The 11,430-nt window shown below is 73.3% G+C and carries 8 protein-coding genes; 3 read left to right on the top strand and 5 right to left on the bottom strand.

Annotated elements, in window-relative coordinates:
• Window positions 1-535 precede the first annotated feature (535 nt).
• Together AB0E62_RS18910 and AB0E62_RS18905 are read right to left on the bottom strand one after the other, a co-directional pair.
• Entirely contained in the window at window positions 536-2,290 is a 1,755-nt protein-coding gene (locus tag AB0E62_RS18910) for a cation acetate symporter (RefSeq protein WP_362194437.1), read from the bottom strand.
• A 28-nt stretch (window positions 2,291-2,318) separates the two neighbouring features.
• A complete protein-coding gene (locus AB0E62_RS18905; protein ID WP_362194434.1) occupies window positions 2,319-2,594 on the bottom strand; it encodes a hypothetical protein in 276 nt (91 codons plus the stop codon).
• 656 nt (window positions 2,595-3,250) lie between these two features.
• Here AB0E62_RS18905 and AB0E62_RS18900 point away from each other — a divergent pair.
• Together AB0E62_RS18900 and AB0E62_RS18895 are read left to right on the top strand one after the other, a co-directional pair.
• Window positions 3,251-5,701 (top strand): SdrD B-like domain-containing protein, encoded by a 2,451-nt coding sequence (locus tag AB0E62_RS18900; protein WP_362194431.1) that lies wholly within the window; start codon window positions 3,251-3,253, stop codon window positions 5,699-5,701.
• Between the two features lie 292 nt (window positions 5,702-5,993).
• Window positions 5,994-6,686, top strand: coding sequence for a hypothetical protein (locus AB0E62_RS18895; RefSeq protein WP_362194607.1), 693 nt, complete (start codon window positions 5,994-5,996; stop codon window positions 6,684-6,686).
• A gap of 18 nt (window positions 6,687-6,704) precedes the next feature.
• On the opposite strand, the gene AB0E62_RS18890 is transcribed toward AB0E62_RS18895, so the two are convergent.
• Complete coding sequence (locus tag AB0E62_RS18890; protein WP_362194428.1) at window positions 6,705-8,048, bottom strand: right-handed parallel beta-helix repeat-containing protein; 1,344 nt, start codon at window positions 8,046-8,048, stop codon at window positions 6,705-6,707.
• A gap of 82 nt (window positions 8,049-8,130) precedes the next feature.
• Here AB0E62_RS18890 and AB0E62_RS18885 point away from each other — a divergent pair, with 82 nt between their 5' ends.
• Window positions 8,131-9,282, top strand: a complete 1,152-nt coding sequence (locus tag AB0E62_RS18885; RefSeq protein WP_362194425.1) for a Dyp-type peroxidase — start codon at window positions 8,131-8,133, stop codon at window positions 9,280-9,282.
• Between the two features lie 4 nt (window positions 9,283-9,286).
• Here the strand turns inward: AB0E62_RS18885 and AB0E62_RS18880 are convergent, their stop codons facing one another.
• Entirely contained in the window at window positions 9,287-10,420 is a 1,134-nt protein-coding gene (locus AB0E62_RS18880) for an aryl-sulfate sulfotransferase (RefSeq protein ID WP_362194422.1), read from the bottom strand.
• A gap of 10 nt (window positions 10,421-10,430) precedes the next feature.
• Window positions 10,431-11,423, bottom strand: a complete 993-nt coding sequence (locus AB0E62_RS18875) for an ABC transporter substrate-binding protein (RefSeq protein WP_362194419.1) — start codon at window positions 11,421-11,423, stop codon at window positions 10,431-10,433.
• Window positions 11,424-11,430 lie beyond the last annotated feature (7 nt).

Here is an 11,430-nt window from a genome sequence, read left to right as displayed (position 1 = left end):
GTCATCGCATCCTCACTCCCCCGCACACGACGGACCCCGCCCCACCGGGACCGGCGCGCCGTCACCGCATCCCCGCCCCCTCGCCCGCGGCGAGCCCCGCCCCACCCGAACCGGACGATCGTCATCACATCCTCACTCCCCCGCACACGACGGACCCCGCCCCACCGGGACCGGCAGGCCGACATCACGTCCCCGCCCCCTCGCCCGCGGCGAGCCCCGCCCCACCCGAACCGGACGGCCGTCATCGCATCCTCACTCCCCCGCACACGACGGACCCCGCCCCACCGGGACCGGCGCGCCGTCACCGCATCCCCGCCCCCTCGCCCGCGGCGAGCCGCGCCCCACCCGAACCGGACGATCGTCATCGCATCCTCACTCCCCCGCACACGACGGACCGCGCCCCACCCGATCCATGCGGTCGTCATCGCACACCCCGCGCGCGGGCGACCCGCGTGGCACCGGGGCCGGGCAGTCGTCATGGCGCCGTCGTTCCCCCGCCCACGGCCGACCGAGCCCCGCCGGAACCGGACAGGCGTCATCGCGTCCTCATTCCTCCGCGCACGGCGGGCAGGTCCCGGCCGGCCGGGGGTTCGGGGAGGTGGAGGCGGGCCATGACCGCCTCGGTGCCGGGCGGGACGCGGTCCCGGGTGGCCAGGGAGACCAGGACCATGGTCAGGAAGCCGAGCGGGACCGACCACACGGCCGGCCAGGCGAGCAGGGAACGCGCCCAGCCGTCGGCCGGTGGTCCGGCGATGGTCACGGCGACGGCGGTGAGGGCGCCGCCCCCGCCGGCGAGCAGCCCCGCGATGGCGCCGGGCGGGGTTAGCCCGCGCCACCAGATGCCCAGCACCAGCAGCGGGCAGAAGGACGAGGCGGCCACGGCGAAGGCGAGTCCCACCGCGCCGGCGACGGGGAGTTGCCCGGCGGCCACGCTCACCGTGCCGGGCACGGCCACCGCCGGCAGCGTGGCGAGCCGGAAGCGGCGCACGCCGAGCGAGGGCAGCACGTCCTGGCTGAGCACGCCCGCGACGGACAGGGTGAGCCCGGAGGCGGTGGACAGGAAGGCGGCGCAGGCACCGGCGGCGATCAGCGCGCCGAGCAGATCACCTGCGGTGCCGCCGATCAGCCGCTCGGGCAGGACGAGGACGGCGGCGTCGGTGTTCCCGGTGAGCAGCAGGTCAGGGGCGTAGAGCCGGCCGAGGAGGCCGTAGAGGGGCGGCAGCAGGTAGAAGCCGCCGACGAGGGCGAGCACGATCACGGTGGTGCGCCGGGCCGCACGGCCGTCGGGGTTGGTGTAGAAGCGGACGAGGACGTGCGGCAGCCCCATCGTGCCGAGGAAGGTGGCGCAGATCAGCCCGTACGTGGCGTACAGCGGGTGTTCCTCCGCGCCGCCGGACAGCGGTGCCGCCCAGCCCGCGGCGCCGCCCGGCCGGCCGTCGCCGGGCGCGCGTTCGGGCACCGGTGCCCCGGGCGGGAACCGGAGTGTGGTGCCGGCCCGGATCTCGTGCACTCCGGGGTCCAGCAGCAGTGGTCCGCCGGCGTAGTCCCGGCCGTCCACGGCACCGGTCGCGGCGGCCCGCAGCGGGGCCTCGATCCGCAGTCGTACGGTGCTGTCGACGGTGACCTGGGTGTGCCGGCGGAAGGCCGGCGGCTCGTCCACGGCGCCGGCGGGGCGCGGGTCGCCGTGCCAGGCGAGCAGCAGGAAGACCGCGGGCACGAGCAGCGCGGTCAGCTTCAGGCAGTACTGGAAGGCCTGGACGAAGGTGATGCCGCGCATGCCGCCGGCGGCCACGGCCAGGGTGACGACGACGGCGACGAGCACGCCGCCGAGCCAGTGCGGCGCGCCCGTGACCAGGCCGAGGGTGAGGCCCGCGCCCTGGAGCTGGGGCAGCAGATAGAGCCAGCCGACACCGACGACGAGGATCCCGGCGACCCGGCGGGCGGCCGTGGACCCGAGGCGCGAGTCGGCGAAGTCGGGCAGGGTGTAGGCCCCGGAGCGGCGCAGCGGGGCGGCGACGAACGCGAGCAGGACGAGATAGCCGGCCGCGTAGCCGACGGGGAACCAGAGCATCTCGACGCCCTCGGCGGCGACGAGTCCGGCGATGCCGAGGAAGGAGGCCGCCGAGAGGTACTCCCCGCTGACGGCCATGGCGTTGAGGTACGGCGGTACGGTACGGGAGGCGACGTAGAAGTCGGAGGTGGTGCGGGAGACGCGCAGTCCCACCGAGCCGATCACCAGCGTCGCCAGAACCGCCGCCGACACGGCCACGATGCCGTACGTCTGGTTCACCCGGCGGCTCCGGACGTCCTGACCGCGGTCACTGACACGCCCCCTCGTCCCGTTCCACCGCGTCCCGTTCCACTGCGTCCCGTTCCACTGTGTCCCGTTCGTTGCGCTCGGCCCGTGCGACGTACCAGCGGCCGATGCCGACCAGCACGGGGTAGACGCCGACACCGAGTACGGCCCACACGACCAGCGCGCTGCCGGGCCGGACCGCCGGGTCGGGCAGGGCCGCGAAGACGAGGGGAAGCGGTCCGATCACGCCGATGAGCAGTCCGAACGCCGCCAGGCCGAGCCTGAGTTGACGACGCATCAGGTCGTCGGGTGCGGCGGTGCCCTCGGGGCGCGTCCGGGCGCGGGGAACGGGGCCGGGAACCGGGCGGGACGACCGGGGAGCTCCCGTGACCACTTCCCGTCGGGGAGTTGCGGGTCCACCCATGCCGCACCCTCCGGCCCGCGAAGATCACACGTCGAGTGGAGTGTACGCACCCGGAAACCAAAGGGACAGCTCCCGGCCGGCACCGGCCTCACAGGGGGAACAGTACTGAATCCAGGGGCAGTTCGAGGAGTTCCGCTGGTAACCGCGAGACCTCCGTGGATAGACTGTCGCGCGCTGCTCGCGATGGCGGTCGGCGAGGACGGCGGCAGGGACGAGGGTACCGTGACTGAGCTGCGCAAAGGCTCCACCAGAGGCGGCCCCGCCCGAGAGCATGGACGTGTGTTCGCATTTTCCGTCCCGCGGTCCTTACGGCTCGCCCGCGAAATCGTCCGACGATCACCATAAAGCGGCCCACGCGACGCACGGTGGGCCCTTTTTCTTTGCCTCGGGGGACTTCGTTTTCACGTCAAGGGAAGTGTGAGTGTGATGCCATGAACCGAGTCGGCAGAGACTCGCGCCGGGCGGCCGGGGGGCTTGCGGAGCCGCTGGCGCGCACGGGCTTGGCCCTCCTCTTACTGGGGGGCGCCGCCGTGGGTGTGACGGCCGGACCAGCCGCCGCTTCGACCGCCGACGGCACACTGACGGTGCAGGTGCTCCGCGACTTCTTCGGCACCGGCGTGATCAACACGACGATGGACGTGCCGCAGCGGGGCATACGGGTGCAGGTCTCCGACCCCGCCGGGCACCGGGTCACCGGTGTCACGGACACCACCGGAAAGGTCGTGGTGCCGGGGTCGGACGCGCTCGACGGCGGCCGGTACCGCGTCGACGTCAGCGTCCCGGCGCCGTACAGCCGCTATCTGCGGGCGGCGCCCGCGTCGACGGCGGAGAACCACTTCGACAGCTTCACGTCGTTCGTGGACGTGTCGGACGGAAAGGACGCCTCGGTGGTGACCGGGGTGTGGGATCCGGCCGACTACGCGCTGCCGGACTCCCGGTACTTCGTGCCGGTCCACAACGGCCCGGGCGGCACCGACAAGCGGGCGTTGGTGGCGTTCGGGACGAATGCCCGCAGGACGTGTCCCACCGACGCGGCCTGCCCGGCCACGCTGGCCACGCAGGAACAGGTGGGCACGACGTTCGGGCTGGCCTACGACACGTACCGGACCCGGCTGTTCCAGAGCGCGTTCGCCCGCCGGTACGCCGCGTACGGGCCGCAGGGCGGCGGCGCGATCTACACGGTGCCGGCCGACGGCTCGGGTGCGCCGAAGCTGTTCGCGCGGGTGCCGGACGCCGCGGTGACGCGGCACGACACCGCCGACACGAACAGGGACGGCGGGTTCACCGACGCGCCGGGCAAGGAGAGCATCGGCGGTCTGGCGCTGTCGGAGGACGGCTCCACGCTGTACGCGGTGAACCTGCGCACTCGCAGCCTGGTGAGCTTCGACGCGACCGGGGCCACCGCCTCGGCGCCCAAGTCGACGGTGCCGATCCCGGACCCGGGGTGCGCGCACCGCGGCGACTGGCGGCCGTTCGGGCTCCAGACCCACGACAACACGCTGTATGTCGGCGGTGTGTGCAGCGCCGAGAGCACGAAGGACCGGGAGGACCTGAAGGCCGTCGTCGCCACCTTCGACGGCAAGCGGTTCACCACGGTGCTGAGCCATCCGCTCACGTTCGAACGCGGCAGCGTCTACCGCACCGGCGACCGGGCCACCCACTGGAACCCGTGGGACACCGGCCTGAACACGTGGGAGGACCGGAAATCGGGCGGCGTCCTCATCGATCCGCAACCGGAGCTGGCCTCGCTCGCCTTCGCCCGCGACGGCTCGATGATCCTGGGTTTCCGCGACCGCTTCATGGATGTGCTCGGCTGGAACGGGCTGAACCCCCACCCGGGGTCCGAAGTCCGCGAAAGCGGCATGTCCGGTGGTGACATCACCATGGTCTGCGCCACTCCCACGGGCGAGTACCAGTGGGAGGGCACCGGAAGCTGCCCCAACAACGCCACTGCCGCCAACAACGGCGGCCAGCCCGCCGATGTCGTCGAGTACTTCCCGGGCGACTCCTTCCGCCGCGCGCATCAGGAGACGGCGCTGGGGTCGGTGGCCTACATTCCGCAGCAACAGTGGGTCGTCAGCACGGAGTTCGACCCGGTCGCCGCGGTGGCGACCTCCGGGACCGGCTACTACGACATCGCGACAGGCGAGGGCCCGGGCAACGACCCGACCGCCAACGGGTACCAGTTCGTCGGCGGAGACCAAGGCGGGTTCGGCAAGGCCGGCGGGCTCGGGGACATCGCCTACGCGGCGGCGAACGCGCCGATCCAGATCGGCAACGTCGTGTGGTTCGACGGCGACCACAACGGGATCCAGGACCCGGGGCACGTACTGCTGCCGGGAGCGACGATCAACCTGCTGGACGCCCACGGCGAACAGGTGGCCACGACCAGGACCAACGCCGCCGGTGAGTACTACTTCGGTGGTGTCGGCGCCGCGTACCAGCTGACGCCCGGCGCGAAGTACACGGTGCAGTTCGACGTGTGCACCGCGGACACCAGCCAGGTGCCCGAGCAGCCCGCGGCGAGCGAACTGCGGTTCACGCTCCCGCGGGCCGGGGACGACCGTGCGCACGACTCCAACGTGACCCCGCCGACCACCGGGGAGCTGTGCAACGGCTACGCGCCCGTCACCGCCCCGGACAAGCCGGGCGGTGTCGACCACACCATCGACGCCGGGGTGTACATCCCGAAGGAGACCCCGAGCCCGACTCCTACCCCGACCCCGACCGACACTCCGACCGCGAGTCCGTCCCCGACCCCCGCACCGAGTTCACCGCCGGCCTCGCCCCCGGCCTCGACCCCGCCGTCACCCGCGCCGCCGGCCAACCCGGCGCCGGGCGGTGGGAGCGACGGGGGCGGTTCGATGGCGAACACCGGTATGGCCGGGGTGCCGACGCTCATCGGCCTCGCCGGTCTGCTGGTGGGTGCGGGCCTGGTCATCGCGTTCGTGACCCGGAACCGTCGCCTCCGGCAGCACTGAACGAACCGCACAACGGTGATGTGCCCGTCCGCGATCCGGAAACGGCGCGGACGGGCGGATCAGGACCGGGCCGGCCCACGAGGGCCGGCCCTGACGTCGTCCGCCCCGGGCCGCCGCCCGGCCGTCGTGCCCGCACGGCGGCCGGGCGGCGGGCTGATGAGCGAGAGGGTGAACCAGCGAGGTGCCAGTGTCGAACCGCGTGCGCGGCGGGAGAAACCGGCGAGTCCCACCGGGGCGGGCGCCCGGACGGCGCCGATGGCCGTGGCCGCGCTGGGTGGCAGCCGCCGTCGGCTTGGCGGCGGTCGCGGTGGCCGCGGTCCTCCTCACCCGCGGCTCCGATCCGGGCGGCCCGCGCGCCCTGACCGAGGACGAGGCGAACCGGCTGGCGATCACCCGGTTCCGCAACTACCAGGCGCGGGGCCGGGCGGTGACGATCACCGTGCCGGGCACCGCCGGCGGGCTGACCGTCACCGGGTCCGTCGACTACCGGGGCAAGGTCGGGTACGGCGTGGTGCACGGCAGCGGGCGCGACACGTCCAGCGACGGGCTGATCCAGTGGACGGCCGCCTCGGTGTTCGTCCACCCGATGGCGAACGCCCCGGCACACGCCCCCGCGTCGCCGCCCCGCTCGGGCTGGTACGACCGTCCGCTGCGCTCGTCCGGCAGCGCGCTGGACAGTTCGCTGGCCATCGCGCTGAAGCTCGGCAGCGACCGGCCCGACAACGCCGAACTGCTGCCCCAGAACGGCGCCTCCTGGTGGGGCCCGGACCGAGTGGACGGACACCGGGTGGACATCATGACCGGACCGTCCGCCCGCGACCGCTCCGGCACTGCGGGCAACGTGCGCTACTGGATCGGCTCCGACGGCACCATGTACCGGGTCCGCGTCAGCGTGGATTCCGAGCCGCGGCCGGTGGTCATCACCTTCGACGCGCGCAGCTACGTTCCGGTCGAGCCGGCGCCGGGGGTCACTCCGGCCCGGTAGCCGCCGTTCAGCGGGCGTTCAGGGCGTCCGCACCCGTGCGTGCGCGGCGAGCAGGGACGCCGGCGGCAGGGGGATGTCCGCCGCCTCCGGCAGGGCCGGAGCGGCCGGGACGACGGTGGCGCCCGCGGTGCCGGCGTGGGGGAACTGCGGCTGCGGGCCGGGCGCCGCGACCTCGGTGAACGGGATGCCGCCGGGTGCCGTCGGCCTCGTCCACGTACCGGCCGGCGAGGACGATCCGGCCGGCAGCGGGCAGGCCGCGGTCGTCGCGAGCCGGGCGGGCACGGTGCTGCGCAGCTCGTTGCCCCGCAGGCAGTTGCCCCGCCCCCGGGTGGCGGTGGGGAAGGACCAGCCGACGTCGACGCCGTTGCCGCCGAACACGTTGTCCACGATCTGGTTGCCGACGGGAGGGATGTCGGCGGTCGCGGTGATCACCAGTCCGGCGTCGCGGTTGCCGGTGACACGGTTGCGGAGGAACCGGTTGGCGCTGCCGCCGTCGACGCCGATACCGGTGCCCCAGCCGCCGTCGGCCTGTTGCGGGGTGGCCCGCTGCTGGTTGGCGGCGATCAGGTTGCCCGCGATGACGGCGTCCCGCTGCGGGAGCAGTTTCTCCTGGTGGTCGGAGTTGGTGGTGAGCCCGACCCGGTTGCCGGCCAGGCGGTTGCCGACCACGTACATGTCCCCGCCGGCGTTGGTGCCTTCGTAGCCGACCGCGTTGAGTTCGGCGATGTTGTCCCGCACCACGATGCGACAGGGCTTGCACTGTCCGACGTAGATCCCCGAGTCGGCCGCGCCCGAGGCGTACGAATGCTCGATGACGCCGTTCTGCGCGGAGAACGCGTAGATGCCGTACAGCCCGTTGCGGGTCGCGGTCACGTACGAGACCAGGAACGACTTCAGGAAGGTGACGGGCTCGTCGCCGGTGTCGTAGCCGCCGCTCTGTCCCGGCAGGCCGGCCGCCGCCTTGGCCGAACCGGTGACCAGGACCCCGTTCTGCGTGTTGTTCCGCACGGTCAGGTTCTGCACGGCCACTCCGGGCGCGGAGACGACGACGCCGTTGGGCTGCCGCAGCCGCCCGTCGATGACGACCTTGTCCCGGGACTCGCCCCGCAGGGTGACACGGGGCGTGGAGAGCCGCACCGACTCGTGGTACACGCCCGGCCCGACCAGCACCAGGTCACCGGGGCGGGCGAGGGAGACCGCGGCGGAGATCGTCGGGGCGTCGCCCGGCACTCTGATCGTCACGTGCGCCCCGGACGGCCGACGGCCGTCGTCCGGCCCGTCGCCGCCGGACCCGCAGGCCGCCAGTACGCAGGTCAGTGTGGTCAGCAACGCGGCCATGGCACGAAGTCGGAGACGAGGCATGGCCTCATCCTGGCATGAAGCGGTCGCGTCGCGTGGCCGGTCAACTCGCCCCGGCCGGAAGGGATATGGCATTGTGCACACCGTGAGCCGAGCCGACCCCCATCCGTCCCGCCGCGCGTTCCTCGGCGCCACCGGGGCCGTGACGGCCACCGGCCTCACGGCGGGCTGTGACTCCCCCGCGGCCCGGCCGGACCGGCCCCCGTCCCCCACGCCGACGCCCCGGGTCCCGCCGACCGGTCGCCACCAGGCGGGCGTGACGCTCCCGCGGGCGGCCCAGCCGCACCTGCTGGCCGTGGTGGCCGATGTCGGCGACGGCGTGGCCGTCGGCCCGCTGCTGGCCGGACTCGGCCGGGCCGTCCTCACGCTCACCGAGGGGACCGATCCGCGGCTGCTGGGTCTGTCGCCGGGCGATCTCACCGTGACGGTCGGGGTGGGACCACGGCTGGTCCGCGGGGCCGGTGCCGCGCTGCCCGGCGCGGCGGACCTTCCCCGGTTCTCCCGGGAGCGGATCGCCCCGCGGTCGCGCGGCGGGGACCTGCTGTTGCAGATCTGCGCCGGCGATCCCCTGCTGCTGCCGGTCGTCGCCGCCGCGCTGCTGGGGCAGGCCGGGGACCGCATCCGGGAACGCTGGCGGCAGTCCGGGCGCCGTGGTCCGGAGGTTCCCGTGACCGGGGACGTCTCCGCGCCCCGCAATCTGCTCGGGTTCATCGACGGCATCGTGGGCCCGCACACACCGGCCGAACAGCGACGCCACCTGTGGCTGACCGGGCCGGCTCCCGTCGCCGGCGGCACGATCGCCGTGCTGCGGCGCATGGAGCTCGACCTGCCCCGGTTCGCCGCGCTCTCCGTCGCCGGACAGGAGGCGGTCTTCGGCCGGCGGAGGGCCACGGGCGCGCCCCTGTCCGGGGGCACCGTGGCCTCGGACCCGGACCTGGGCGCCAAGACACCGGACGGGCGCTACCTCGTCCCCGCCGACGCCCACGTCCGCCGGGCCCATCCCAACGTGGTCGGCGCCGGCCTCATGCTCCGCCGTTCCTACAGCACCGACGGACCCGGGCCCGGCCTGCTGTTCATCAGCTTCCAGAACGACCTGCGCACCTTCACCAAGACGCTCACGCACATGGACGGTTCCGACGCACTGCTCGACTTCACCACCACCACGGCCACCGCGACCTTCCTGATCCTCCCCGGCTTCGACCGGCAACGTCCGCTGGGGGCGGGACTGTTCTCCTGAGGTGTCACCGTCGCGGACGTGGACGGAGCCAGGCCGTGTGGTCCGGGCCGTAGCGGTAGGCGCGGAAGACCGCGTTCTGGGCGCCCCGGGACGATTCCATGCCGACGCCCGCGCCGAAGGTGCCGAACTGCGGGACGACGTACTCCCAGACCACGTCGCCGTCGGGAGTGACTTCGAAGAGGCGGCCGAAGGAGCCCTCGGCGACGAAGGTGTTGCCGTTCGGGAGGCGCTGGGCGCTGGACATGTAGGGGCTGTAGAAGTTCTGGGGCGGATGGTCCTCGTACGACCAGACGGTCCTGCGGGTCTCGCGGTCGACCTCGATGACCCGGGAGTACGGGACGGATGTGTGGTCGCGGTAGGAGCCGTTGTCGAAGATGAGGATCGAGCCCGAGTCCAGTTCGTGGGGGTGGTGCTGCTGGGCCAGCGTCTCCGGGCCCAGGCGCCAGGTGACCCGTGACGTGGCACGGTCGATGATCACGACCGTGGAGGCGCTGCGGAAGCCGACCATGACGCTGCCGTCGCGCAGTTCGTTGACGGTGTTGGCCATCGGCCAGTGCTCGCGGGCGAAGTGGCGGTCGAGGGGGGTGTCCTCGGGCGACAGGTGCTCGAAGGAGGCCCAGCGCCACAGGATCTCACCGTCCCAGGTCATCTCGTAGACGACGTCTCCCCAGATGCGTCCGTCGGGTGCCTCCGTGCCGGGGATGCCGCCGGGGATGCGGGCCGCGAGCGCGGTGGGGACCGGTTCGACGGCGAGGAGGACCAGGTTGCCGTTGGCGAGGATGCTCGCGTCGTGGTGGTGGTACCGGTGGCGGACTTCGCGCAGCACGGTGCCGTCGGGGGCGACGAGTTGGAGGACGCCGCCGTGGTAGACCTCCCAGATCGGGAAGAGCGGGTCTCCGGACCGGGTGTCCTTGCCCTGGTAGAACAGCGTGCCGTCGGCGAGGAGCCGGGCGTGGCGGCCGGGCGGGTGGGCCAGGTGCCACGCGTGGGCGATCTCGCCGTGGATGTCGACGAGGTAGGTCTCGCCCGGGCCGGCGATCGGGGTGTAGAGGGTGTGGCCGCCGTACGACCGCTCGGGGTCGTGGGCGCGCAGGCCGGTGCCCCGGCGGCGCAGCGTGTTCTGGTCGATGGTGGTCATGGTGTCCCTTTCAGTGGAGGGTGACGGCGGCGGGGTCGGCGGCCGTGAGCGGCGTCCGGTCGATGTGCTCGGAGAAGGTGGCCCGGTCCGGCGTGCCCGGGAGCCGCTGTGCCGACTTGGCCCAGGCGCCCTCGGCGAGGAGGAGCTTCAGCAGCGGTTCGTCGAGGGTGATCCGGTAGTCGTAGGAGGTGTAGTGGGCGTCGGCGAAGGCGGGTTCCAGGGCGCCCTCGGCCTGGGCGACGACGGCCTTGCGGGCGGCAGCCGGGTTCTTCGCCATGGTCTTCGTCGCGGCGGTCAGGGTGCGCAGGACGGCGGTGGAGGTGGCGGTGCTCGTGCCGGGGGCGGTGATCAGCAGGGTGCGGTAGGTGTAGCCGGAGTAGCGCAGTTCCCGGTAGCTGGTGCCGAGCGCCTTCCTGGTGGCGTCGTAGAAGCTGGGGAAGGTCAGGCCCGCGTCGATGTCTCCCCGGGCCAGGGACGAAGTGACCTGGTTCGGGGCGAGGTTGACCAGGGTGACGTCGCCGGGCTTCAGTCCGGCCCCGGTGAGCATGCCGTGGAGCGCGTACTGGACGTTGGTGCCCTCGGGCAGGCCGATCCTCTTGCCCTTCAGGGCGGTGAAGTCCGTGACGCCGGCGGACGCGGTGGTGAGCAGCCGCCAGTCGGTGTGGCCGGACAGGGCGGCGAGGATCTTGATCTTCCGGTCGGCGAGGATGGCGGACACGGCGGGCAGGTCGCCGACGACCGCGTACTGGCTCTGGCCGCCCAGGACGGCGTTGAGCGCGTCGCGGCCGGTGGCGAAGGACTGCAGGCTGGGGGTGAGGTGGTGGGCGGCCCACTGGCCGTTCTCGGTGGCGGTGTAGAGGGGGGCACCGCCGAGGTAGTCGCTGCCGGCGATGGTGATCCGGGAAGTGGCGCCGGAGGCGCTCCGCCCGCCTGTGCCGCAGGCGGTGAGGAGCACGGTCAGGGCGAGTAGGGCGGCCGGCAGGCCGCGGCGTGTGCTGCGCATGGGAATC

The organism is Streptomyces sp. NPDC038707 (assembly GCF_040636485.1).
GTDB lineage: Bacteria > Actinomycetota > Actinomycetes > Streptomycetales > Streptomycetaceae > Streptomyces.
The sequence above is the reverse complement of the archived record's forward strand: the minus strand, read 5'-3'. Positions and strand labels throughout refer to the sequence as shown.

Bases quoted from the DNA above. Each gene is read 5' to 3' on its own strand.
- AB0E62_RS18905 (WP_362194434.1), bottom strand. From the start codon at position 2,594: ATGCGTCGTCAACTCAGGCTCGGCCTGGCGGCGTTCGGACTGCTCATC.
- AB0E62_RS18880 (WP_362194422.1), bottom strand. From the start codon at position 10,420: ATGACCACCATCGACCAGAACACGCTGCGCCGCCGGGGCACCGGCCTG.
- AB0E62_RS18875 (WP_362194419.1), bottom strand. From the start codon at position 11,423: ATGCGCAGCACACGCCGCGGCCTGCCGGCCGCCCTACTCGCCCTGACC.
- AB0E62_RS18890 (WP_362194428.1), bottom strand. From the start codon at position 8,048: ATGCCTCGTCTCCGACTTCGTGCCATGGCCGCGTTGCTGACCACACTG.